Consider the following 24,139-nt stretch of genomic DNA (forward strand, 5'->3'; position numbering starts at 1 on the left):
AACGAGGACCAAGAAAATGCAGCCAAACCTGAAATTCTCGCGGAGCGAATTTGCCGATCGCCTCGCCAAGACGCGCAAGGCCATGGAGGTGAAAGGCGTCGATCTTCTGATCGTCAGCGATCCTTCCAACATGGCCTGGCTGACGGGTTATGACGGCTGGTCCTTCTATGTGCATCAGGCGGTGATCGTGCCGCCTTCGGGCGAGCCGGTCTGGTATGGCCGCGGCCAGGACGCCAACGGCGCCAAGCGCACCGCCTATCTCGCGCATGACAACATCATCGGCTACGCCGACCATTATGTGCAGTCGACCGAGCGCCACCCGATGGACTACCTCGCCAGCGTGCTGGCCGAGCGCGGCTGGGACAAGCTCACCATCGGCGTCGAGATGGACAATTACTGGTTCTCGGCCGCCGCCTTCGCGGCGCTGCAGAAGCACCTGCCCAACGCCCGCTTCGCCGACGCCACCGCGCTGGTCAACTGGCAGCGGGCGGTGAAAAGCCCGACCGAGATCGAGTACATGCGCAACGCCGCCCGCATCGTCGAGGCGATGCACCAGCGCATCGTCGACAAGATCGAGGTCGGCATGCGCAAATGCGACCTGGTCGCCGAGATCTACGATGTCGGCACGCGCGGCGTCGACGGCCCAGATGGCAAAATTGGCGGCGACTATCCGGCGATCGTGCCGCTGCTGCCGTCTGGCGCGGATGCCTCGGCGCCGCATCTGACCTGGGACGACAAGCCAATGAAGGTGAACGAAGGCACGTTCTTCGAGATCGCCGGCTGCTACAACCGCTACCACTGCCCGCTGTCGCGCACCGTCTTCCTCGGCAAGCCGACGCAAGCCTTCCTCGACGCCGAGAAGGCGACGCTGGAAGGCATGGAGGCAGGCCTCGCGGCGGCGAAGCCCGGCAATGTCTGCGAGGACATCGCCAACGCCTTCTTCGCGGTGCTGAAGAAATACGGCATCGTCAAGGACAACCGCACCGGCTATCCGATCGGTATCTCCTATCCGCCGGACTGGGGCGAGCGCACGATGAGCCTGCGCCCCGGCGACCGCACCGAGCTCAAGCCCGGCATGACCTTCCATTTCATGACAGGGCTGTGGCTGGAGACGATGGGGCTGGAGATCACCGAGTCGATCCTGATCACCGACACCGGCGTCGAGTGCCTGGCTAATGTGCCGCGCAAGCTGTTCGTGAAGGACTGAGCCGATGTCCGCTCTGCGTCCGTCGCCGATCGCGCCGACCGTCGACTTCGAGCGCGACGGCGTCCAGCACGGCTTCCTGCGCCTGCCCTACAGCCGCGACGATTCCGCCTGGGGATCGGTGATGATCCCGGTCTGCGTCGTTCGCAACGGCAAGGGCTCGACGGCGCTGCTCACCGGCGGCAATCACGGCGACGAGTATGAGGGGCCGCTGGCGCTTTACGAGCTCGCCCGCACGCTCGACCCGAAAAATGTCTCCGGCACGGTCATCATCGTGCCGGCGATGAACTATCCGGCGTTCCGGGCCGGCACGCGCACCTCGCCAATCGACAAGGGCAACATGAACCGCTCCTTCCCCGGCCGCCCGGACGGCACGGTGACGGAGAAGATCGCCGATTATTTCCAACGCGAGCTGCTTCCGCGCGCGGACATCGTCTTCGACTTCCATTCCGGCGGCAGGACACTGGACTTCGTGCCGTTCTGTGCCGCGCATACGCTGTCGGACAAGGCGCAGGAGAAAAAGGCCTTCGCCGCGGTCGAAGCTTTCTCGGCGCCGTTCTCGATGCGCATGACGGAGATCGACGCGGTCGGCATGTACGACACGGCCGCCGAGGAAATGGGCAAGGTCTTCGTCACCACCGAGCTCGGCGGCGGCGGCACCTCGCGCGCCGAAACCGTGCGCATCGCCCGGCGCGGCATCCTCAACGTGCTTCGCCATGCGGGCATCGTCGATGGTGCGGTCGAGAAGACTCGAACAAAATGGCTGGACATGCCGTCGGGCGATTGCTTCGCCTTCGCCGAGGATGACGGCATGATCGAGACCATGGTCGATCTCGGCGAGGCGATCAAGGAAGGCCAGGTGGTCGCGCGCATCCATCCGGTCGGCCGCACCGGGCAGGCGCCGCAGGAGATCAAGGCCAGGATGTCCGGATTGCTCGCAGCGCGCCACTTCCCGGGCTTGGTCAAGGCGGGCGACTGTGTCTCGGTGCTTGGCGTGGCCGTCGGGCAGTAGCCCCGGCGCGTCGCGCCTACTGCACCACGCGCTTCTCGAGCTTGCGGGCAAGCGTGCGCCGGTGCAGGCCAAGCCGGCGCGCAGTTTCGGAGATGTTGAAGCCGGTCTCGACCAGCGTTTCGTGGATGCGCTCCCATTCGAGGTTCTTGATCGAGGTGGGGCGGCTGGTGAGCGGCACCGAAACGTCGCCCTCGGCGCGGCCGAAGGCGGCTTCGATGTCATCGGTGTTGGCGGGCTTGGCCAGATAGTGGCAGGCGCCGAGCTTGATCGCCTCGACCGCCGTGGCGATGCTGGCGAATCCCGTCAGCACGACGATCCGCATCGACGGATTGCGGGCGCTTAGCAGCTTGACGCATTCGAGCCCCGATCCCGCTCCGAGCTTGAGATCGACGACCGCATAGCCCGGAACGGCCGTTTCCAGTGCGACCAGCAGCGCCTCGCGGTCGTGGCAGACCACAACGTCGTAGTCGCGCTTTTCAAACGAACGTTTGAGCGTTCGCGCGAAAGTCGCGTCGTCCTCGACGACAAACAGGGATCGATCAGATTTCACGATCGTCTCCATCGGTCAGTGCCGCCAGCGGCAGCGAAAGGGTAACGCGAGCGCCCTCGGCCATGTTGCGCGCCGAAACGTCGCCGCCGAGCTTGCGCACCACGTTGAACACCAGGAAGAGGCCCAGGCCGCCGCCTGGCCGCCCCTTGCTCGACATATAGGGCTGGCCGAGCGTGGCCAAAATATCCTTGTCGAAACCCGGTCCGCGATCCTCGACGGAGAGCACCAGCTTCTCATCCTGCCGCTCGGCAGTTATGTCGACCCAATCGTGCGATGCTTCCTGCGCATTGTCGAGCACATTGAAGATCACCTGCTTCAGCGCCGTGTCGGACACGATCTGCTCGTCCGGCTCGAAACCGTTGCTGTAGTCCAGCCTGAGGGGCTGGCGGCTGACACGCCACTCCTGGACGAGATCGTCGAGGAAGTCGCGGATCGTGGTGCGGATCGTGCCCTCGCCCCGCGCCTGGCCGGAGGACATGAGGATGCCCGTGACTATGCTTTTGCAGCGCTCGATCTGCACCTGCATCTCGGCCACATCCTCGGAAAGCTCGCGGTTGCGCTTGACGCCCTGCATCTGGCGCCAGTCGGACAGGATGACCGATATGGTCGAGAGCGGCGTGCCCAGTTCATGCGCCGCACCCGAGGCCAGCAGGCCCATGCGCACGATGTGATCTTCCTCGGCGGAACGCTGGCGCAGGTCGGCGAGGTAGGCATCGCGTTCGCGCAGGTTGCGGTTGATGCGCGTCATGAAGATCACGATCAGGCCGGCCGCGAGCACGAAGCAGATGAACATGCCGCGCAGATGCAGCGCCAGGAGGTCGCTGCCGCCATGATGCGGGATCGCGATCGGCTGGAAAACGAAGATAAGGAAGACGAAGCAGGCCGAGGCGGCCACCACCAGGATCCAGGTCGACCATGGCGCCAGCAGCGCGGCGCCGAGCGTGATCTGCAGGAGATAGAGCGACACGAAAGGGTTCGAGGCGCCGCCGCTCAGGTAGAGTTGCGTCGTCAGCGCCGCCATGTCGAAGATCAGCGCGACGAAGAGCTGCGCGTTGGAGATGCGCCTGTTGCCGCGCAGGACCAGCAGGCTGAAGATGTTGAGCCCGACCAGGAAAAGCACGACGCCGGCCATCTCGACGAGCGGCAGCGGGATGGCGAACCAGTATTGCGTCGCCAGGATGGTCAGCACCTGCCCCGCCACCGCCAGCCAGCGCAACTGGATGAGAAGCAGCAGGTTCTTCCTGTTCGTCGCGTCGGAATTCGAGGCGGCGCCTGCCTGGCCGGCAAGAGGAGCCGCCGCGAACGGCTTGCCGTGATGAAGCACCGGGATCGAGATGTTCATCTTGCCGAGACCCACTTCCGACGTCCGGCAAGGATCGGCCTTGCGAGGGCCAGCGCCAGCATCGCTGCCAGGGCAAACCAGGTCAAAGCATAGACGAGATGGCTGTTGCGGAAGGTGACGACGGTAAGCCCGCCGCGCGGCCAGCCAGCCGGCCCGGACGCCTCGGCATCGATGAAATAGGGCGCGACTTCCGCCAGTCCGCGCGCCTTGGCGATTGCCACGACGTCGCGCGAATACCAGCGGTTGGCCGCGGGATCGTTGCTGCGCAGGAAACCGCCGCCGGGTTCGCTAACGCGCAGCAGCCCATCGACCGTAGCCGCCTCGGTGAAACCGCCGCTCTCCCACTCGAACTCGGCCTTTCGCTCCTGCGGAACGAAGCCGCGGTTGACGAGGACCGTGAAACCGCCGTCGTCGCGCATCGGCGTCAGCACCCAATAGCCGCCACCGAGCTCGGTCACCGCCTGCACCAGCGTGTTGGCGCCGCCCTCAAAGCGCCCGGTCAGGCGCACATGACGATATTCGTAATCCGGCGCGCTCAAGCCGCTCCAGTCCTGAGGGCCGGGCGCATCGACGACGCGAGCATGGATGTGCTGGTTGACGCGGGCGATCAGGTCGAGCTTCCAGACCCGCCTTTCCAGCTGCCAGATGCCGAGCCCGAGAAAGACCAGAACGCCGAGAAGCCCGGCCAGCGCAAGCAGGATTCTCGACGCGGTGCCCTTTAACGGCGCGGCGTGGGAGCCAGACCCTGCCCGGCCGATCGTGTCCTTTGCCTCGACTTTGGCCCTCCCATGCCCGAAATGGGGCTCATGGCATCTCCCGCATCTCGTGGAGCCCGGGCATCATGTTGGCGTTGAGGTGGTACATCACCCAGAGCGAGCCACTCAGCACGATGACGACGAGGATCACCGTGAAGATCAGCGCCAGCATCGACCATCCGCCTTCCGAGGCGGGGTTCATGTGCAGGAAGAAGATCATGTGCACCACGATCTGCACCACCGCGAAGGCCATGATGATGATGGCCGTGGCCTGCTTGTTGTCGATGGCGCCGCTCATGACCATCCAGAACGGGATGGCGGTCAGGATCACCGACAGGACGAAGCCGATCAGGTAGCCCTTCAGTGACCCGTGCGCGGCGCCGCCATGCGCGTGGTCGTGACCGGCATGATCATGAGCGCTCATCGCAGCATCCCCATCAGATAGACGAAGGTGAAGACGCCGATCCAGACGACGTCGAGGAAGTGCCAGAACATTGAGAGGCACATCAGCCGGCGGCGGTTGGCCTCGATGAGGCCATATCTCGCGACCTGCACCATCAGCGTCACCATCCAGACGATGCCGAAGGTGACGTGCAGGCCGTGCGTGCCGACCAGCGTGAAGAAAGACGACAGGAAGGCGCTGCGCTGCGGGGTCGCGCCTTCATGGATCATATGCGCGAATTCGTAGAGCTCGATCGAGAGGAACGTCAGGCCGAACAGCATGGTCACGACCAGCCAGGTTTGCGTCGCGCCGACGCGCCCCTTGTCCATGGTCAGCATGGCAAAGCCATAGGTGATCGAGGACAGGAGCAGCATCGTGGTGTTGACCGCCACCAGGCCGAGATCGAACAGGTCCTTCGGCGCCGGACCGGCTGCGTAATTGCCGCCGAGCACGCCAAAGGCCGCGAACAGCATGGCGAAGATCAGGCAGTCGCTCATCAGATAGAGCCAGAAGCCGAGCATGGTGCTGCCGCCTTCGGCGTGCGCATGCTCCTCTTCCAGGTGGAAGACCGGCTCCGAGCCGGCCGTGATCGCCGTCGATGTCATGCTCAAGCCCTGGCCCCCTCAGCGGCGAGGAGCGTCGTCCTCGCCTCTTCCGTTTGCTCGACCTCGGCAGCCGGGATGTCGAAGTCGCGGTGGTAGTTGAAGGTGTGGCCGATCGCGGTGGCGATGAGGCAGACGAAGCTCAGCGCCGCGAGCCACCACATGTACCAGATCAGGCCGAAACCGAGCGCGACGCTGAAGACAGCGAGGATGACGCCGGTGCCGGTGTTTTTAGGCATATGGATCGGCTTGAAGCCGGAGAGCGGACGCCGGTAGCCCGCCTTCTTCATGTCCCACCAGGCATCGTTGTCGCGGATGATGGGGGTGAAGGCGAAATTGTAGGCCGGCGGCGGCGAGGAGGTCGACCATTCGAGCGTGCGGCCGTCCCAGGGATCGCCGGTGACGTCGACCAGTTCCGCGCGCTTGCGGATCGAGACGAAGATCTGGACCAGGAAGGCGGCGATGCCGCAGGCGATCAGCACCGCGCCGAAGGCAGCGATGACGAACCATATCTGCAGCGAGGGATCGTCGAAGACGCGCATGCGGCGCGTCACGCCCATCAGGCCGAGGATGTAGAGCGGCATGAAGGCGAACCAGAAGCCGAGCACCCAGCACCAGAACGAGACCTTGCCCCAGAATGGATCGAGCTTGAAGCCGAAGGCCTTGGGCCACCAGTAGGCGATGCCGGCGAACAGGCCGAACAGCACGCCGCCGATGATGACGTTATGGAAATGCGCGATCAGGAACAGGCTGTTGTGCAGCACGAAGTCGGCCGGCGGAACGGCAAGCAGAACGCCGGTCATGCCGCCGACGACGAAGGTGAGCATGAAGGCCACCGTCCACATCATCGGCAGTTCGAAGCGGATGCGGCCGCGATACATGGTGAACAGCCAGTTGAATATCTTCGCCCCGGTCGGGATCGAGATGATCATCGTGGTGATGCCGAAGAAGGAATTAACGCTGGCGCCGGAGCCCATGGTGAAGAAGTGGTGCAGCCAGACCAGATAGGACAGGATGGTGATGACGACCGTGGCGTAGACCATGGAGGTGTAGCCGAACAGGCGCTTGCCGGAGAAGGTCGAGGTGACCTCGGAGAAGACGCCGAACAGCGGCAGGATGAGGATGTAGACCTCCGGGTGACCCCATATCCAGATGAGGTTCACATACATCATCGGGTTGCCGCCGAAGTCGTTGGTGAAGAAGTTGGTGCCGACATAGCGGTCGAGCGCGAGCAGCGTCAGCACCGCCGTCAGCACCGGGAAGGAGGCTACGATCAGCACGTTGGTGCAAAGTGAGGTCCAGGTGAAGACGGGCATGCGCATCATCGTCATGCCGGGCGCGCGCATCTTGATGATGGTGCAGATCAGGTTGATGCCGGACAGTGTCGTGCCGACGCCCGCCACCTGCAGCGCCCATATGTAATAATCGACGCCGACGTCCGGACTGTAGCCGATGCCGGAGAGCGGCGGATAGGCGAGCCAGCCGGTGCGGGCGAACTCGCCGACGAACAGCGAGGCCATGACCAGGATGGCGCCGCCGACCGTCATCCAGAAGCTGAAATTGTTGAGGAAGGGGAAGGAGACGTCGCGCGCGCCGATCTGCAGCGGCACGACGAAGTTCATCAGCCCGGTGACGAAAGGCATCGCCACGAAGAAGATCATGATCACGCCGTGCGCGGTGAAGATCTGGTCGTAGTGATGGGCATTGAGATAGCCCTCGGAACCATTGAAGGCGATCGCCTGCTGCAGGCGCATCATGATGGCGTCGGAGAAGCCGCGCAGCAGCATGACGAGGCCGAGCGCCATGTACATGATGCCGATCTTCTTGTGGTCGACGCTGGTGAACCACTCGCGCCACAGATAGGTCCAAAGCTTGAAGTAAGTGACGGCGCCGAGAAGGGCGAGGCCGCCAAGCGCCACAGCGATGAAGGTGGCGACGACGATCGGCTCGTGCAGCGGCAACGACTCCAGAGTGAGGCGGCCGAAGATGAATTTGGTCAGCGTCTCAGGCATCCGCGATTCCTCACAATTCGAAGCGCAGCAAGCCGAGCGACGGCGTCCCGGCGTCGGCGCGGCGGCTGCCTGTCCCTGGGCTCAGCAGCCCTGCCCCTCGCAGCGGGGAAAGGTCGCGCAACGGCCAGTATTTCGCGTCGGCATCGCGGGCCGCGCGCGAGGCGGCGGCCGCTTCCTCGGCCGTGCAGATGCTTGCGACATAGGACGGGTCGCTGCCGAACACGGCGCCGCGCCGGGCAAGCTTGTCATATTGCAGCGGCAAGGTGTTGCGCACGCCGGCCAACCCCAGACCACCCTTGGCGTCGATCGACATCATCTCGTTCATGCACATCTTGCCGCGCTCGACGCACAGGTTGAGGATGGCGCCGAAGAGGTCGGGATCGACGGAGGCATAGTGGCGGACCGGCTCATTCTCGCTCGGACGTTCGAGCTCGAGATAGGTGTCGCGGGTCAGAGCCGCCGGCGCGCTCCTGGTCTGCGCCACCCACTGGTCGAACGCTTCCTGGGAGAGGCCATTGAAAGCAAAGTGCATGCCCGAGAAGCCGGCGCCGCTGTAATTGGCCGAAAAGCCCTTGTAGCTGCCCGGACGGTTGATGACGGCATGCAGTTTCGTCTCCATGGCGGGCATGGCGTAGATCTGCCCGGCAAGGGCGGGAATGTAGAAGGAGTTCATCACCGTGGAGGAAGTGATGCGGAAATCGATCGGCTGATTGACCGGCGCGGCCAGTTCGTTGACGGAGGCGATGCCGTAGTCCGGATAGATGAAGAGCCATTTCCAGTCGAGCGCGACGACGTCGACCCTGAGCGGCTTGTGTACCTGCGTGACCGGCTGTCCGGGCTCGATCCGGTCGATGCGCCGATAAGGGTCGAGCAGGTGCGTACCGAGCCAGGTGAGCGCGCCGAGGCAGATGATGACGAGCAGGGGAGCGGCCCAGATCACCAGCTCGAGCTTGGTCGAATGGTCCCAGTCTGGCGTGTAGGTCGCCGTGGTGCTGGATTGCCGGTAGCGCCAGGCAAACAGCACCGTCAGCGCCATCACGGGCACGATGATGAGCAGCATCAGCAGCGTCGAGACGACCAGCAGGTCGCGCTGTTGCACCGCGACATCTCCCGCCGGCGACAGCACGACGAGGTCGCAGCCGCTGAGCAGCAGGGGAAACAGAAGCAAGGCTCCGGATCGTTTCATCAGACGTTGACCTCGATGACCCGGTGCAGCAGGGTTTTCATGTTGCAATGCGGTATCGACCAAGGGCTAACGCTGGCGGGGTTGCAACGACATTGGACAATTTGTCCAATGCCCAGTCGGCGCGGCTTTGGCGAAAGTGTGCAACGCACAATGGGACAACGGCGATTGCGCCCCGCACTCCCCTGGCAGCTCAGTGGCGACGGATAAGATGGCTCAGACTTCGACTGCCGAAACTGACAGCAAGCTGATCGGCTCGCATCACGGCCAGGTCAGCGCGGGCGATATCGCGGTCGGCGTGATCATCGGCCGGACGTCGGAGTTCTTTGATTTCTTCGTCTATGCCATCGCTTCCGTCATCGTGTTCCCCAAGCTGGTGTTCCCGACCCACGACCCGCTGGTCGGAACGCTTTATTCGTTCGCCATCTTCGCGCTGGCCTTCATCGCGCGCCCGTTCGGCACGGTGCTGTTCATGGCGATCGACCGCGCCTATGGCCGCGGCGCCAAGCTGACGATCGCGCTGTTCCTGCTCGGCACCTCGACCGTCGCCATGGCGTTCCTGCCCTCCTATGAAGACGTCGGCGCGGTCGCCGCCTGGCTGCTGGGGCTTACCCGGTTCCTGCAAGGCCTGGCGCTCGGCGGGACATGGGACGGACTGCCCTCGCTCCTGGCGCTGAATGCGCCGCAGAACCGGCGCGGCATCTATGCGATGATCCCGCAGCTCGGCGCACCGATCGGCCTCATTGTCGCAAGCTCGCTGTTTGCCTTCTTCGTCGCCAACCTCTCGGCCGACGACTTCTTCTCCTGGGGATGGCGCTATCCCTTCTTCGTCGCCTTCGCCATCAATGTTGTGGCGCTGTTCGCCCGGCTGCGCATCGTGGTGACGCCCGAATTCTCGAAACTCTACGAAAGCGGCGACCTGCAGCCGACGCGCATCAGGGACATGGTCGGCACCGAAGGCCGCAATGTCGTCATCGGCGCCTTCGCGCCGTTGGCAAGCTTCGCGCTGTTCCACATGGTAACGGTGTTTCCGCTGTCCTGGGTGTTCCTGTTCACCAATGAGGGGCCGGAGCGCTTTCTGGTGATCGAGGCGGTGAGTGCGCTGTTCGGCATTGCGGCAATCGTCGCATCCGGCCCACTCGCCGACCGTGTCGGACGCCGTGCTTTGCTCGGCGGCGGCGCTGTCGCCATCGCCGCATTCAGCGGCTTTGCCCCGCAGCTTCTCAATGGCGGCACCATCGGCGAGACGGTGTTCATGGTGCTGGGCTTCATCCTTTTGGGCTTGAGCTTCGGACAATCCTCGGGCGTCGTCGCATCGAGCTTCTCGCGCCAGCACCGCTATACCGGCTCGGCGGTGACGTCGGATCTCGCCTGGATGTTCGGCGCCGGCTTCGCGCCGCTAGCCGCGCTGCTTCTGGCCGGCAATTTCGGCCTCATCGCCGCCGGCGCCTATCTGCTTTCGGGCGCCGCCTGCACGCTGATCGCGCTCTGGATCGACAGGCAGGCGTCGACAGCCGACCGCTAGTATCGCAGGCGTACGGTTAGACCTGGTAGAAATCCCGGTACCATTCCACGAAGCGCGGGACGCCGACCTCGATCGGGATCCTGGGCTTGAAGCCGGTCACCCGTTCGAGCGAGGTGACGTCGGCGAAGGTCGCCAGAACGTCGCCCGGCTGGAGCGGCATCATGTTGCGGATCGCCTTGCGCCCAAGCGCGTCTTCCAGCACATCGATCAGCCGGCTGAGCTCGACGGGCGAGCTGTCGCCGATGTTGTGGATCCTGAATGGCGCGGTGCTCGTCGCGGGATCGGGTGCTGCGCTTGTCCAATCGGGGTTGGGCGCCGCGGGATGCTGCATGACGCGGATCACCCCCTCGACGATGTCGTCGATGTAGGTGAAGTCCCGCTGCATGTTGCCGTGGTTGAAAACGTCGATCGGCTGGCCGGCGAGGATGGCCTTGGTGAAGATGAACAAGGCCATGTCGGGCCGTCCCCACGGACCGTAGACGGTGAAGAAGCGCAGGCCCGTCGTCGGCAGCCCGAAAAGATGGCTGTAGGTGTGGGCCATCAGCTCGTTTGCTTTCTTGCTGGCGGCATAGAGGCTGAGGGGATGGTCGGCGGAATCATGCACCGAGAACGGCATGCGCGTGCTGCCGCCATAGATCGAGCTCGACGACGCATAGACGAGATGGCCGACCGAGGCCTGCCGGCATCCTTCCAGGATGTTGAGGAAGCCGTTGAGATTGCTTTGCACATAGACATGCGGATTGACCAGCGAGTAGCGGACGCCCGCCTGGGCGGCGAGGTTGACGACGATCTCCGGCGCGACCGACGCAAAGACCCCCGAGATGCCATCGCGGTCGGCGAGATCGGCGTGCTCGAAGCGAAAATTCGGGAACGCCTTCAGCCGCTCGAGCCGCGCCTGCTTCAGCGCGACGTCGTAATACTCGCTCATGGAATCGAGGCCGACGACCTGCCGGCCTTCGGCAAGCAGCCTGTGGCAAAGGTGAAAACCTATGAAACCGGCTGCGCCGGTGATCAGGATCGGCCTGCTCGACGTCATGCACACCCCTAACGCTGCAGCCTCAGGCCGGTCGAGAACTTGCGCCTTTTATGGCAGACCGGCGACGAATTCAACGATACCGCTCCAATGCAATCCCGGCCACTAGGGCGGCAGTGAGGCCAAAGGCTGGAGCACCGCGCTCCATCGCTCCGGGACGAAGGCCGCCTCGTATATGGTTTCAATCAGGTCGATCATGGCCGCCTTAGGGAACGATGCGGGCCGGAGGGCCCAGAAGGCCACCAGTATCCGACAGCGCAAATGCGATCTCAAGCCAATGCTTATATGCGAGCGCGGTCAGGGAACGGACCGGTCAAGGTGGAATGAGATTTTGCGCATTGGCGCCATTGAGGATTTGGTTTTCTTGGTAATCCTCCTTCGGTGGGGCAAACTGCCAGCGGGCTGTCAGGAGGAGAAATGAGAGCACGCGCGGCGACGGTCGGCGACCTGGAAGATGTGTTCCGTGGCCTGTCCAAGCGAATGTCGGACGAATATGTGGCGGCCGGCAAGGACAGCAAAAGCGCCTATGACAATCTGATGATGAACCTGAAGGAAGGCCGGGCGCATGCGCTCGCTCAGGACGACAGGACGGTGGCGATCATCGCCTGGCATGAGCACGCGGACGCCGCAGATACGCTCTTTGCCGCGCGGGAGGATTTCTTCAACGCCGCGACGGTCCGCTTCTGCAAGCGCCACATCCGCCATGTCCAGGCGCTTGCCGGCAACCTTCCCATACATTCGCGCAGCTGGCTGGACAGGCCCGACGTCGCGAAATGGTTCCGCGTGATCGGCTATATCGACCGCGGGCGAGAGAACGGCGCCACCCTGTTCGAGCTGCCGCCAGCCGCCAACAGCTGAGGCGACCCACGGATCGCCTTCAGATTTGTCGCGCGCCGCCTTCTTGGCGGCTGCGCCCGTGCCGCCCATGATTTCAGTTGTCACCGGCTCACGAGCCGAACCAACGCGACCGTCGACTCGAGCCGAACTTTTCCTTGTCGGCGCGTAGCGCCACCGAGGGCTCATGGTAGTTGCCGGTTGGCGCAGGGCCCGAAAAGAAATCGACCTCGACCTTGCCGATGCGGCCGCCGCCGAATTCGATGTAGCAGGTGCCGAAGCCGTCATAGAGCGTGCCGTTTCCGCTGCCACGCAGCTTGGCGATGAGTGCTGAGGCGACGGCGCGCGCGGCACCTTCGGCGAACACGCCGGCCTTCGGCGTCCCGGTGTTGGCGCCGTCACCGACCGCGTAGACATTCCGGTACTTCGTTTCGAGCGTACGCGGGTTGACCGGGATCCAGCCGTTCTCCGACATGCCGCTTTCCAGCACGACCGGCGGCACGCGATGTTTGGGCACGCCGAGGAAAAGGTCGAACGGCATTTCGGTGCCGTCGTCGAGCATTGCCATGTTTCGGGTATTGTCGACCGAGGCGACGCGACGGCTGGGGATGAACTTGATGCCGCGCTCGGCGAAAGCCGCAAGCAGCGCCTTCGAGGTATCGGGCGACGGCGGCACCGGGCTGCCGAGCGGCAGCACCAGCGATATCTCGCAGGCCTCGCGCACGCCCTTTCGCATCAGGTAGTCATGCAGCATCAGCACGCATTCGCTTGGGGCCGGCGGGCATTTGTAGGGCGCGCCGCAGACGCCGACCATCGCCCTGCCCTTCTTGAAGCTCGGCAGCACGTCGCGCAGCCGCTCCGCGCCGGCAACCGTGTAGAACTCGTTGGTGCCCGACAGCCCAGGCGTGGCGTCGAAATCATATTCAGCGCCAAGCGCGACAATCAGGTAATCGGCATCGTAGACACCGTCGTCGGTGGTGACCCGGCGCCTCTCCGCATCGATCGCGGTGATGGTGCGCTGCAGCAGTTTCACTCCGGGCTTGGCGTAGCGGTTGTAGGGCAAGCGGACCGCCTCCGCCGCCTTCAGGCCGAACATCACGTCGAGCTTCGAAAAGCCGAACACGAAGGCGTCGCTCTTGTCGATGAGCGTGACGTCGACGCCGTCGCCCATCGCCTCGGACAGCAGCGTCGTCAGTTCGAGGCCGCCAAAGCCTGCACCCAGGACGACGATGCGCGGTTTGTTAGCAGTGCTCATCTCGGTTCCCCACCTCTTGGCGCCATGCCGATGCGCCGGATTGATTTTGCTCACTGTCTTTCCGTTGTGTGGCGGCGAGGATGTGTCTCTCACGCCCTCGCCGCCGATGCCCGTCGCCTAAAACCTCGATGCCCGACCTGTCAGGTCAGCACAGGCTGCGGCACGATGCGGATATAGGGCTTCGGTTCCTTCCAGCCCTGCGGATAGAGCTGCTTTGCTTCATCGTTCGACACCGAACCCGCGATGATGACGTCGTCGCCGGGCTTCCAGTTGACCGGAGTCGCCAGGCGATGCTTGGCCGTCAGCTGGAGGGAGTCCACGACGCGCAGCACCTCGTCGAAGTTGCGGCCCGTCGTCATCGGGTAGGATATGACGAGCTTGATCTTCTTGTCGGGGCCGATGACGTAGACGTTGCGCACCGTCTGATTGTCCGCGGCGGTGCGACCGTCGGCGCTGTTGCCGGCCGAGGCCGGAAGCATGTCGTAGAGCTGCGAGACGGCGAGCGTCGGGTCGCCGATCATCGGGAAGTTCGGCGCCATGCCTTGCGTCTCGGCGATGTCCTTCGCCCAGCCGGCATGCTTCTCGACCGGGTCGACGGACAGGCCGATGACCTTGACGCCGCGCTTGTCGAACTCGGGCTTGAGGCGCGCCATGTATCCGAGCTCGGTGGTGCAGACCGGCGTGTAGTCCTTGGGATGCGAGAACAGGATGCCCCAGTCCTTGCCCAGCCACTCGTGGAAGGAGATCGGGCCTTGCGTGGTGTCGGCGGTGAAGTCGGGGGCGATGTCTGCGATACGGAGTGACATGGTCATTTCCTTTCCGGTTGGAATTTGATTGCGCAGGCATATTAGGAAATCTATGTTCCGCCAGCGTTCCCCGACCACCGCCGGCTGGTGATGGCTTCGGCGCCGGCTCCCCTTCTTGCGGATGGTGCTTTGATGCGCGTTTCGATCCATCTGCTCGGCCGCTTCGCCGTCAGTGTCGACGGCCGGGCGATACCGGGGGGCGACTGGCGACGCGACCGCGCCGCCGCGCTGGTCAAGCTGCTGGCGCTGAAGCCCGCGCATCGCATGCACCGCGAGCAAGTGATGGAGACGTTCTGGCCCGACGCCGACCCGGAAGCGGCCGGCGGGAGCCTGCGCAAAGCCGTCCATTTCGCGCGCCGCGCGCTTGGCGCCCATGAACTCATCGAGATCGGCAACGACATCATCGCGCTCGCACCCGATGCGGAGCTCGACATCGATATCGAAAACTTCGAGGCGGCCGCGAAAGCGGCGCTCCGAGGCGGCGACAAAAGCACTTTCGAACAGGCGGCCGACCTCTATGGCGGCAGGCTTTTGCCCGATGATCTTTTCGTCGAATGGCTCGACACTCCCCGCGCGCAGATACAGCAACGCTACAGCGACCTGTTGCGCGCCGGCGGCTTGTGGCAGCGGCTCATCGCGCTCGACCCGGCCGACGAGCAGGCACAATGCGCGCTGATGCAGGCCGCGCTCGATGCCGGCAACCGCGTCGAGGCAATCCGCCAGTTCAACCAGCTTCGCGACAATTTGCATGCCGAACTCGGCGTCGGGCCGAGCGCCGCGACCATCGCGCTCTACGAAAAGGCGCTGGCGCTCTCAGGCACGGAGACAGTCAGCCCCTCGGAGCGCATCCGCACCTCGCTCGCCTGGGGCTTGGTGCACCTGCAGAGCGGCGAGTTCGACAAGGCGAGCCAGATCGCGCGGCAGACACGCGATCTCGCGCTGGGCGCCAATTTGGCGCGCGAGGTCGGCGAGGCGAGCGCACTGCTGGGACTTGCCTCGATGATGCAGGCGCGATGGCCGCAGCTGTTCCGGTCCGAATTCATCGAGTGGGTCCGCGCCAAGCCGGCCTTCGTGCAACATGTCTTCGATGGACATCTGTGCCTGTCCGAATTCTGTCTGTGCAGCGCCAAAGGCCATGCCGAAGTCGCGGGGCTGGCCGAGGAACTGCTCGCTGTCGCCGAGGAGGCGGAATCGAACGCCGGACGCGGTCTCGCCTGCCTGCTCCTCGGAGAGGCGGCGTTGTTTTCGGGCGAGCTCGACAAAGCCGAGCAATTCCTCACCGAGGCCGAGCGACTGCTCCTCGAGGCGGACGCGGTTGCCGGCCGCGTGCTGGCGATCGAGCGGTTAGCCGAGATCGCCCTGGAGCGCGGTCAGAAATGGCGAGCCAGCCGCCTGATCCAGCGCGGCCTCACCGATGCCGAGCGTTCCTGGCTTTCGCCGCATCTCATCATGCGCATGCAGGCGCTGGCGGTGCGGGCGGCATCGACGCCGAAAATGGTGGCCGAGGAGATCCTCGCCGGCGACAGGCTGTTGACGCCGGGCGCCTGCCAGCCATGCTCGATGGCGTTGCGCACCGCCTCGGCGATCGCGCTTGCCGAGTCAGGCGACCTGGAACAGGTCGACCGTCGCCTGAACGACGCCGAACGCATCGCCGGCATGTGGCAAGGCGGACCCTGGGCGGCCGCCCTTTGGGAAGCGCGGGGCGTGCAACGGCGGGCACAGGACAAGGAAGTGCGCGCGCTCGCCGCCTTCGAGGAGGCGGCCGGCCGCTACGAAGAGCTTGGGCGGCCCCGCGACCAGGCTCGATGCCTGGCGCGGATGGGAAGCCACGGCTGATCTTGCGCCGGAGGCCAATCGGCGAGATGGTAAGGCAGGCAGCCGGGGGCGCTGGCACGCCCGGATATGCATGGCTGCTGGAAATCGAGATGTCGCGCGCTTGCCTGGCCCTTGTTGCCTTGGTTGCCCTGATGGGACCGACAGAGGCGAGCGAGCGAGCGTCTCACCTGCTCGACGGCGACGAGCTGGCAACGACTTACTCGGGCGAATCCGACCTCGTGACCGCCTATACGACCGGAATGGCGCGCTATCGCCTGCTGCTCGCCGGAGTTGCCGGCACAGCCGACCTCGCCGCGCCTCTCGAACCTCTGGCTTTGCGGCCTGAATTCCAGCAGCGGACATGGCGCTCGGCGGATGGCAGCCTGCTGCAGGGCTTTGCCGGCAAGGGCGGCTTCCGGCTGACCACAGGCAACTGCCTGGGCCGCATCTGCGTGGCCAGCGAGTGCAGCGAGGCCGGCTGGCCGCTTTACGCCTGCAGCGACGGACGCAAGCGCAAGATGTCGGTCAAGAGCTTCGTGACGGCAACGTTCGACGGCATCCCCTACCGACGGCTGAGCGCGCCGCAGGAGTGAAATTGGCGACCCGAACCGGGCAATGGAGCCGCTTGCGCTGATCTCGCCAAGCGTGGCATCGGTTGCGGCGTTTTGAGAAAGTTCGAAGACAAAGACAAGTGGCACGCCAACCCGACCGACGATCAGCAACCCCAAAGGTCAGCCTCAGCCGAGCGCTCTCCAAGCTTGGCTTCTGCTCGCGCACGCAGGCCGAGCGTCTCGTCGCCGAGGGGCGGGTACAGGTCGGCGGCAAGACGGTGCGCGATGCCTTGCTGCGCATCGATCCCGACCGTGACCGCATCACCGTCGACGGCGAGCGCATCGTTGCCGAGCGCAAGGTCTATCTGATGCTCAACAAGCCGCGCGGGCTGGTCACGACCTGCGATGACCCGGAAGGCCGCGGCACCGTCTATGACTGCCTGAAAGGGCTCGACCTGCCCTTCGTATCGCCCGTCGGCCGCCTCGACAAGGCGAGCGAAGGCCTGCTTTTGATGACCAACGACACGCGCTGGGCGAACGGTTTGCTCGACCCTGCCTCGCATGTCGCCAAGACCTATCATGTGCAGATCGCGGCCGCGCCCGACGAGGCGATGCTGGAGCGATTTCGCCAAGGAGCGGTCGTCGACGGCGAGTTGCTCGCCGCAAGCTCGATCGCGCTGTTGCGCAGCGGCGGGCGGACAGCTTGGCTGGAGATCGTGCTCGACGAGGGCCGCAACCGCCAGATCCGCAGGCTGCTCGGCGCTTTCGACATCGAGGTGCTGCGGCTGATCAGGGTGGCGATCGGCGGTCTGCAGCTGGGCGAACTTGCCAAGGGTCAGGCGCGGCACCTTACCGCCGAGGAGCTGGCGATACTTGTTGCTTAATGGGTGCGCCCCCGAACTTCGCCATCCACGGCGGAGCGGGAGCGAAGCGGACGCGCAGACCCGAGGATCCATGCAGTGACCTAGCGCACGGAGTAAAGACGGCGTAAGACAGGGATCGTTCTGGACCGCCGCAACGCGTATAGGTAACGGCATGGATTCTAGGGTCTGCGCCGCGTCGCTTCGCTCCTTGCTCCGCCCTAGAATGACGAGGCTGCGGGGTTTCGCCCAATCTCCAGAGGCACCTGTGCTGCCATCCAGCAGGACTACTTCTGGTTCCAGCGGCGGATGACCGGCTCGGTCAAATCGTGCTCGTAGCCGAGGATGCTGAGGCTGGCGGTGTCGAGCACGAAATGCTCGCCGCCTTCCGGTGGCAGGCCGACCCAGCGCGATGCGAAGACACGCAGGAAATGCGAGCTGGAGAAGATCAGCACATTGCCGGCCACCGCGCGCAGCCCGGCGATGACGGCGTCGGCGCGGGCGCCGACATCGGCCGCCGTCTCGCCGTCCGGGCAGCCGTCGCGAAACAACTGCCAGCCAGGGCGCTTCGACAGGATCTCCTTGGTCGTCACGCCTTCGTAAGCGCCATAGTCCCATTCCTGCAGATCCGGCTTCTTGACCGCGCGCGCGCCGAAGCCGGCGAGCCGGCAAGTGTCGAAGGCGCGCTGCGAGGGGCTCGACCAGACCGCCTGGAAAGTCAGCCCCTTGAGCCGATCGGCGACGCCGCGCGCCGCCTCCTCGCCTCTCGCTGTCAGCGGGATGTCGGTGCGGCCGGTATGCCTGCCCGAGGCGCTCCACTCTGTCTCGCCATGGCGAACAAGATAGATCTCGGGATACGCGCTGCTCATCGACCACCCTCTCGGCTGAATGTTTTGCCGAGAATCCGGCTCGCGCAGCCTATGCGGCGGCCGACAAAAAGAACAGGCCGCGGCGACTGCCGCGACCTGCTGCGCATCGGGAGGATGCGGGTGATCAGGCGGGCTGCAGGCCGCCCGACAGCGCAAGGTCGGCCTCCTCCGGCAACTGGCCAGCCATGGCAGCGGCGAATTGCTTCTGGTCGAGCTCGCCTTCCCAGCGCGCAACGACGATTGTCGCCACGGCGTTGCCGACGAAGTTGGTGAGCGCGCGGCATTCCGACATGAAGCGGTCGACGCCGAGGATCAGCGCCATGCCGGCGACCGGCACCGAGGGCACCACCGAGAGCGTGGCGGCCAGCGTGATGAAGCCGGCGCCGGTGATGCCGGCCGCACCCTTGGAGCTCAGCATGGCGACGAGCAGCAAGAGGATCTGATCACCGAAGGTCAGCGGCGTGTCGGTAGCCTGGGCGATAAACAGGGCCGCCAGCGTCATGTAGATGTTGGTGCCGTCGAGGTTGAAGGAATAACCGGTCGGAATGACGAGACCGACGACCGAACGGTTGCAGCCGGCGCGCTCCATCTTGGCCATCAAGCCGGGAAGTGCCGCCTCGGACGACGAGGTGCCGAGCACCAGGAGCAGCTCCTCCTTGATATAGCGGATCAGCGCCAGGATTGAGAAGCCGTTGTACCATGCCACAGTGCCGAGAACGACGAGCACGAAGAGCAGCGACGTCAGATAGAAGGTGCCGATCAGCATTGCGAGGTTGGCGATCGAGCCGATGCCATATTTGCCGACGGTGAAGGCCATGGCGCCGAAGGCGCCGATGGGGGCTGCCTTCATCAGGATGGCGACGAGGCGGAAGACCGGCGCGGTCAACGCCTGCAGGAAATCGACCACAGGGCGGCCACGTTCGCCGACCAGGGCCAGCGCTATGCCGAACAGCACCGAGAAGAACAGCACCTGCAGGATGTCGCCCTGCGCGAAAGCGCCGGTGATGGTGTCGGGGATGATGTTCATCAGGAAGCCGACGATCGAAGTGTCATGCGCCTTCTCGGTGAAGGTCGCTACTTTCGAGGGGTCGAGGGTCGCTGGATTGATGTGCATGCCGGCGCCGGGCTGGATGACGTTCGACACGACGAGGCCGACGACGAGCGCCAATGTCGAGAAGACGAGGAAATAGATCATCGCCTTGCCGGCGACGCGGCCGACCTTGTGCAGGTCGGAAACACCGGCAATGCCGGTCGCCACGGTGAGGAAGATCACCGGCGCGATGACCATCTTGACCAGCTTGATGAAAGCATCGCCAAGCGGCTTCAGCGAGGCGCCCAGGTCGGGGTAGAAATGTCCAAGCAGGATGCCGGCGGCGATCGCCACCAGGACCTGCACATAGAGATGCCGGTAAAAGGGAACCTTGCCGCGCGGTTCGGCGGCAGCGATTGCTGTCTGCATGATGTCCTCCGTTCGGCCCCCGATCGAGACGCTCGACCTCCCAGGGGGCTGTTGACCTCCACAGCCTCGCGGCTGCTGCGGATGTATTTGCAACCCGCGTGCCAGATTGCGCTCAAAGGCTCCTCTCATTGATTTTGCTGACTTTTTTGAACTCGCGACCGGTACTTTGGTCGGTGTTAGTGCGGTTATCCGCATAGGTCGAATTGCGCTTTGTGCGAAATCATGCACAGATGCGGCATGCTGCAACGCCCTGCCGCTGCCCTCGCCCCGACGCCCGAACTGCTTGCCGGGCGGGCGCGTCGTGCCTGGCTGCTGTTCGCGGCGGTGGCGCTGCTGATCGTGTTCGCGGCGCTCTACAGCGCCGGGCTTTACGGCCGCTCGACCGAGATAGAGGCTTTGGCCACGCAAGGGCGCACCGACGCCAACCTCAAGGTCGCGCTGCTGCGCGCGGTGCTGGAAAACCCGCGCGCGCTGCCGCTGCTGCTATCGGAAGACCAACAGGTGCATGATGCGCTGAGCGAGCGCAGCCCCGCATCGATCGATGTCTTGAACCGCAAGCTTGAAGGACTGGTGTCGGGCACCAAGGCCTCGGTGCTCTATGTCACCGGCACGGACGGTCTGGCGATCGCCTCCAGCAACTGGCGCGAGCCGGTGAGCTTCGTCGGCAACGATTATGGCTTTCGCGCCTATTTCTCGGGCGCGATGGAAACCGGCACGGCCGAATATTTCGCGCTCGGCAATGTCAGCAAACGCCCCGGTCTCTACATCTCGCGCCGCGTCGACGGCGCTTCGGGGCCGCTCGGCGTCGTCGTGGTCAAGATGGAATTCGACCAGCTCGAGTCCGACTGGCGCGAGGCGAACCGGCCGGCCTATGTCAGCGATGCGCATGGCGTGGTGCTGATCACCAGCGTCCCTTCCTGGCGCTTCATGACGGTCGCGCCGCTGGCTGCTCCCGTCACGGCCGACATCCGCGCCAGCCAGCAATTCGGCGATGCGCCGCTGGTGCCCTTGCCGATCACGAAGCCACAACCGCTCAGCCCCGATGTCGCGCTTGTCCATGCCATCACGCCTGGCGGCAGCGACGCCGAATACCTGCGGCTGTCGACCGCCGTGCCGTCGACGCCCTGGCGCCTCGACTATCTCGTTCCCGCCGAAGCACCGGTCGCGGCGGCGCAGCGCGAAATGCGGCTCCTGGTGCTGGGCGTCCTCGTGCCGCTCATCGCCTTTGCCGCCTATCTGTTGTGGCGGCGGCAGTCCGGGCAGATGCGGATTGCCGCCGAACAGGCCGCGCGCGCCGAGCTCGAGCGGCGCGTCGTCGAGCGCACGCAGGATCTGAGCCTGGCGCGCGACCGGCTGCAGGCCGAGATCGTCGACCACCGCAGCACCGAAGCCAGGCTGCAGGTGATGCAGCAGGAGCTGGTGCAGGCCAACCGGCTTGCAACGCTCGGCCAGGTCGCCGCCGGTGTCGCACATGAGATCAACCAGCCGGTGGCGACGATCCGCGCCTATGCCGACAATGCGCGCGTCTTCCTCGAACGCAAGCAGAGCGCCTCAGCCGAGGAGAACCTTGGCGCCATCGCCGCGCTGACCGAGCGCATCGGCTCGATCACCGAGGAGCTGAAAGCCTTCGCCCGCAAGGGCCGCACAGCGGCCGAGCCGGTGGAGCTGCGCGGCGTGATCGAAGGCGCCGTGGTGCTGCTCAGGAGCCGCTTCGCCGGCCGGCTGGATGCGCTGGCGATCACGCTGCCGCCGCCGGCGCTGAAGGTGATGGGCAACCGGCTGCGGCTGGAGCAGGTGCTGATCAACCTGTTCCAGAACGCGCTGGAGGCGCTCGACGGCCGCGACGACGCGAAAGTCGAGGTTTCGGCGACTGCGGCTGGCGATGACGTCGCGCTCATGGTCTTGGACAACGGCCCGGGCATCCCGCCCGCGATCCTGAAGTCGCTGTTCACGCCCTTCAACACCTCCAAGGAAAAAGGCCTCGGGCTCGGCCTCGTCATCTCCAAGGACATCGTCGCCGACTATGGCGGGCGCATCGAGGTTTCGAGCAGCGGCCAGGGCACACGCTTCACCATCCATCTGTCGAAAGCCGGCGCGGCATGACCAATCACGATCCAGCATCGGTCATCCTGATCGATGACGATAGCGATCTGCTCAAGGCGACAAGGCAGACGCTGGAGCTTGCCGGCTTTGCGGTGTCGGCCCACGCGGTGGCGAGCGAAGCGCTGGCGGCGCTCGACAGGAATTTCGCTGGGGTGGTGGTGTCGGACATCCGCATGCCGGAGATCGACGGACTGCAGCTTTTCGACCGCGTCTTGCAACTCGACCCCGATATACCCGTGATCCTGGTCACCGGCCACGGCGATATCGCGATGGCCGTCAAGGCGATCAAGGACGGCGCCTACGACTTCATCACCAAGCCTTTCGCCGCTGAGCGGCTGGCGCAGAGCGTTGCCCGTGCCGCCGAGAAACGCCGCCTGGTGATGGAAAACCGCGCCTTGCGCGAGGCGGCCGAGCAGGCCCAGGAAGGATTGCCGCTGATCGGCCAGACGCCGGCCATGGAGCGGCTGCGCCGGACATTGCGGCAGATCGCCGACACCGATGTCGACGTTCTGGTGACCGGCGAGACCGGCTCCGGCAAGGAGGTGGTGGCGAGCCTGCTGCACCGCTGGAGCCGACGCGCCAAGGGCAATTTCGTCGCGTTGAACTGCGGCACGCTGCCTGAGACGGTCATCGAGAGCGAATTGTTCGGCCATGAGGCCGGCGCCTTCACCGGCGCGCAGAAGAGGCGGGTCGGCCGTATCGAGCATTCAAGCGGCGGCACGCTGTTCCTCGACGAGATCGAAAGCATGCCGGCCTCGACGCAGGTGCAGATGCTGCGCGTGCTCGAAATGCGTGAGGTGACGCCGCTCGGCACCAATGAGGTGCGACCGGTCGACCTGCGCGTCGTCGCCGCCGCCAAGGTCGATCTCGGCAATGCCAGCCAGCGCGGCAATTTCCGCGAGGATCTCTATTACCGGCTCAATGTGGTGACGCTTTCGATCCCGCCGCTGCGCGAGCGGCGGGACGACGTGCCGCTGCTGTTCGGTTATTTCGCCGAGCGTGCTGCCGCCCGCTTCCGGCGCCCCGTGCCGGCGATCTCCGCCGCGGTCCAGCGCCATCTCGGCGAGCATGACTGGCCCGGCAATGTGCGCGAGCTTGCCCATTTCGCCGAACGCTTCGTGCTCGGGCTGGACGACGTTGCCGCTGCGTCTTCCCCTGCGGCAATGGAGATCGACACCTCCATGCCCTTGCCGGAACGGCTCGATCGTTACGAAGCCGAAATCATCCGCGAGACGCTTGGTCGCAATGACGGCGACGTGCGCCGCACCATCGAGGCGCTCGGCATTCCGCGCAAGACCTTCTACGACAAGCTGCAGCGGCACGGCATCGTGCGCAGCGATTTTTCCCGATAGATCAAGGCTGGAGACGGAGCATGATGTCGTCCGAAAACCGCTTCACACTTCTCGGCATCATGCTTCGGGAACCGCAACGCCGCTTCCGCCGTTGAACCTGACCGGGAAACCGTGGCACTCGGGCATCAGCCGGGCGGCGAACGCATCGCCGCGGCGGTGTTGCCGGGTTGCGCTCGTCAGGCGTTGATGGTTTGTTGCCGCTCAGCGGAGAACGAATAATGCGCGAATCCCTCGGTCAAGACGAATACGGCTCGACCAACCCCTTCGATCCGGACGACCTGCCCAATCTCAATGCGATGGGGCCGGCGATGGGCGGCGGCAATGATTTCGAGAAATACGCGGTCGCCGTCATCATCGTCTTCGGCGCGCTGATCATCGGCGGCCTGATGGCCGCCTCCATGTCGTTCGGCCACCGCAACGGCTTCCTGTTCGCGCTTGGCGGCGCCACGGCTGCCTGGATCTCGGGCAATGCGCTGCTGCTCGACCGGCCGCGCATCTATGCGCTGTTCGTCGCCATCGCCGCCGTGATGCTGATCGCTTCGACCATCACGCTGGTCGTCTGAGAAAAAATCCAG

The 24,139-nt window shown here is 64.9% G+C and carries 23 protein-coding genes; 11 read left to right on the forward strand and 12 right to left on the reverse strand.

All coding sequences use genetic code 11. The annotated features are described in order from the left end of the window. Positions 1 to 16: 16 nt before the first annotated feature. A complete protein-coding gene (gene doeA / locus AC0YKC_RS17145; protein WP_488511889.1) occupies positions 17 to 1,207 on the forward strand; it encodes an ectoine hydrolase DoeA in 1,191 nt (396 codons plus the stop codon). A 4-nt stretch (positions 1,208 to 1,211) separates the two neighbouring features. Then, positions 1,212 to 2,216, forward strand: coding sequence for a N(2)-acetyl-L-2,4-diaminobutanoate deacetylase DoeB (doeB, locus tag AC0YKC_RS17150; protein WP_488511890.1), 1,005 nt, complete (start codon positions 1,212 to 1,214; stop codon positions 2,214 to 2,216). A 16-nt stretch (positions 2,217 to 2,232) separates the two neighbouring features. Here the strand turns inward: doeB and AC0YKC_RS17155 are convergent, their stop codons facing one another. The 3 genes from AC0YKC_RS17155 to AC0YKC_RS17165 are packed head-to-tail and all read right to left on the reverse strand — an operon-like array spanning position 2,233 to position 4,755. Continuing rightward, a complete protein-coding gene (locus AC0YKC_RS17155; protein WP_488511891.1) occupies positions 2,233 to 2,766 on the reverse strand; it encodes a response regulator transcription factor in 534 nt (177 codons plus the stop codon). After that, positions 2,756 to 4,108: an ATP-binding protein gene (locus tag AC0YKC_RS17160; RefSeq protein ID WP_488511921.1), complete on the reverse strand. Its 1,353-nt coding sequence runs from the start codon at positions 4,106 to 4,108 to the stop codon at positions 2,756 to 2,758. Before AC0YKC_RS17160 ends, AC0YKC_RS17155 begins: the two co-directional genes overlap by 11 nt. Continuing rightward, positions 4,105 to 4,755, reverse strand: a complete 651-nt coding sequence (locus tag AC0YKC_RS17165; protein WP_488511922.1) for an SURF1 family protein — start codon at positions 4,753 to 4,755, stop codon at positions 4,105 to 4,107. Before AC0YKC_RS17165 ends, AC0YKC_RS17160 begins: the two co-directional genes overlap by 4 nt. Between AC0YKC_RS17165 and AC0YKC_RS17170 the strand changes: the two genes are divergently transcribed. Then, positions 4,690 to 4,830, forward strand: coding sequence for a hypothetical protein (locus tag AC0YKC_RS17170; protein ID WP_488511892.1), 141 nt, complete (start codon positions 4,690 to 4,692; stop codon positions 4,828 to 4,830). The genes AC0YKC_RS17165 and AC0YKC_RS17170 overlap by 66 nt on opposite strands. Positions 4,831 to 4,912: 82 nt before the next feature. On the opposite strand, the gene cyoD is transcribed toward AC0YKC_RS17170, so the two are convergent. From cyoD to cyoA, 4 genes are read right to left on the reverse strand one after another with little or no spacing between them, the layout of a single operon-like run. Beyond that, complete coding sequence (gene cyoD / locus AC0YKC_RS17175) at positions 4,913 to 5,287, reverse strand: cytochrome o ubiquinol oxidase subunit IV (RefSeq protein WP_488511893.1); 375 nt, start codon at positions 5,285 to 5,287, stop codon at positions 4,913 to 4,915. Further along, positions 5,284 to 5,910 (reverse strand): cytochrome o ubiquinol oxidase subunit III, encoded by a 627-nt coding sequence (gene cyoC / locus AC0YKC_RS17180; protein WP_488511923.1) that lies wholly within the window; start codon positions 5,908 to 5,910, stop codon positions 5,284 to 5,286. Before cyoC ends, cyoD begins: the two co-directional genes overlap by 4 nt. A 2-nt stretch (positions 5,911 to 5,912) precedes the next feature. Continuing rightward, the gene (gene cyoB / locus AC0YKC_RS17185; RefSeq protein WP_488511894.1) at positions 5,913 to 7,919 is read right to left on the reverse strand and encodes a cytochrome o ubiquinol oxidase subunit I; all 2,007 of its coding nucleotides are present in this window, start codon (positions 7,917 to 7,919) and stop codon (positions 5,913 to 5,915) included. Positions 7,920 to 7,929: 10 nt separating this feature from the next. Continuing rightward, positions 7,930 to 9,105, reverse strand: coding sequence for a ubiquinol oxidase subunit II (gene cyoA, locus AC0YKC_RS17190; RefSeq protein WP_434725223.1), 1,176 nt, complete (start codon positions 9,103 to 9,105; stop codon positions 7,930 to 7,932). Positions 9,106 to 9,313: 208 nt separating this feature from the next. Between cyoA and AC0YKC_RS17195 the strand changes: the two genes are divergently transcribed. After that, positions 9,314 to 10,627, forward strand: a complete 1,314-nt coding sequence (locus AC0YKC_RS17195; RefSeq protein ID WP_488511895.1) for an MFS transporter — start codon at positions 9,314 to 9,316, stop codon at positions 10,625 to 10,627. Between the two features lie 16 nt (positions 10,628 to 10,643). Here AC0YKC_RS17195 and AC0YKC_RS17200 read toward each other — a convergent pair whose 3' ends face one another. Beyond that, complete coding sequence (locus AC0YKC_RS17200; protein WP_488511896.1) at positions 10,644 to 11,663, reverse strand: NAD-dependent epimerase; 1,020 nt, start codon at positions 11,661 to 11,663, stop codon at positions 10,644 to 10,646. Positions 11,664 to 12,077: 414 nt separating this feature from the next. On the opposite strand from AC0YKC_RS17200, the gene AC0YKC_RS17205 reads away from it, so the two are divergent. Continuing rightward, positions 12,078 to 12,518: a hypothetical protein gene (locus AC0YKC_RS17205; protein WP_320298676.1), complete on the forward strand. Its 441-nt coding sequence runs from the start codon at positions 12,078 to 12,080 to the stop codon at positions 12,516 to 12,518. Positions 12,519 to 12,606: 88 nt separating this feature from the next. Here the strand turns inward: AC0YKC_RS17205 and AC0YKC_RS17210 are convergent, their stop codons facing one another. Together AC0YKC_RS17210 and AC0YKC_RS17215 are read right to left on the reverse strand one after the other, a co-directional pair. Continuing rightward, positions 12,607 to 13,749 carry an NAD(P)/FAD-dependent oxidoreductase gene (locus tag AC0YKC_RS17210; RefSeq protein ID WP_488511898.1) on the reverse strand — a complete coding sequence of 381 codons (1,143 nt, stop codon included), beginning with the start codon at positions 13,747 to 13,749 and terminating at the stop codon, positions 12,607 to 12,609. 140 nt (positions 13,750 to 13,889) lie between these two features. Beyond that, positions 13,890 to 14,555, reverse strand: coding sequence for a peroxiredoxin (locus tag AC0YKC_RS17215; protein WP_140543785.1), 666 nt, complete (start codon positions 14,553 to 14,555; stop codon positions 13,890 to 13,892). Positions 14,556 to 14,687: 132 nt separating this feature from the next. Here AC0YKC_RS17215 and AC0YKC_RS17220 point away from each other — a divergent pair, with 132 nt between their 5' ends. The 3 genes from AC0YKC_RS17220 to AC0YKC_RS17230 all read left to right on the forward strand — a co-directional run bounded on the left by AC0YKC_RS17220 (position 14,688) and on the right by AC0YKC_RS17230 (position 17,805). Continuing rightward, on the forward strand, positions 14,688 to 16,391 hold the full coding sequence (locus tag AC0YKC_RS17220; protein WP_488511899.1) for an AfsR/SARP family transcriptional regulator: 1,704 nt from the start codon (positions 14,688 to 14,690) through the stop codon (positions 16,389 to 16,391). An 89-nt stretch (positions 16,392 to 16,480) separates the two neighbouring features. Further along, positions 16,481 to 16,963: a hypothetical protein gene (locus tag AC0YKC_RS17225; RefSeq protein ID WP_320298672.1), complete on the forward strand. Its 483-nt coding sequence runs from the start codon at positions 16,481 to 16,483 to the stop codon at positions 16,961 to 16,963. 98 nt (positions 16,964 to 17,061) lie between these two features. Then, a complete protein-coding gene (locus AC0YKC_RS17230; RefSeq protein ID WP_488511900.1) occupies positions 17,062 to 17,805 on the forward strand; it encodes a pseudouridine synthase in 744 nt (247 codons plus the stop codon). A 263-nt stretch (positions 17,806 to 18,068) separates the two neighbouring features. On the opposite strand, the gene AC0YKC_RS17235 is transcribed toward AC0YKC_RS17230, so the two are convergent. Both AC0YKC_RS17235 and AC0YKC_RS17240 read right to left on the reverse strand, forming a co-directional pair. Next, entirely contained in the window at positions 18,069 to 18,650 is a 582-nt protein-coding gene (locus AC0YKC_RS17235) for a histidine phosphatase family protein (protein ID WP_320298854.1), read from the reverse strand. A 124-nt stretch (positions 18,651 to 18,774) separates the two neighbouring features. Next, a complete protein-coding gene (locus AC0YKC_RS17240; RefSeq protein ID WP_320298855.1) occupies positions 18,775 to 20,109 on the reverse strand; it encodes a dicarboxylate/amino acid:cation symporter in 1,335 nt (444 codons plus the stop codon). A gap of 237 nt (positions 20,110 to 20,346) precedes the next feature. Here AC0YKC_RS17240 and AC0YKC_RS17245 point away from each other — a divergent pair, with 237 nt between their 5' ends. The 3 genes from AC0YKC_RS17245 to AC0YKC_RS17255 all read left to right on the forward strand — a co-directional run bounded on the left by AC0YKC_RS17245 (position 20,347) and on the right by AC0YKC_RS17255 (position 24,127). Then, a complete protein-coding gene (locus AC0YKC_RS17245; RefSeq protein ID WP_488511901.1) occupies positions 20,347 to 22,212 on the forward strand; it encodes an ATP-binding protein in 1,866 nt (621 codons plus the stop codon). After that, positions 22,209 to 23,564 carry a sigma-54-dependent transcriptional regulator gene (locus AC0YKC_RS17250; RefSeq protein WP_488511902.1) on the forward strand — a complete coding sequence of 452 codons (1,356 nt, stop codon included), beginning with the start codon at positions 22,209 to 22,211 and terminating at the stop codon, positions 23,562 to 23,564. Before AC0YKC_RS17245 ends, AC0YKC_RS17250 begins: the two co-directional genes overlap by 4 nt. A gap of 218 nt (positions 23,565 to 23,782) precedes the next feature. Further along, the gene (locus tag AC0YKC_RS17255) at positions 23,783 to 24,127 is read left to right on the forward strand and encodes a hypothetical protein (protein WP_140647415.1); all 345 of its coding nucleotides are present in this window, start codon (positions 23,783 to 23,785) and stop codon (positions 24,125 to 24,127) included. The last annotated feature ends 12 nt before the right edge of the window (positions 24,128 to 24,139 follow it).

It is taken from the genome of Mesorhizobium sp. CNPSo 4661 (assembly GCF_057784215.1).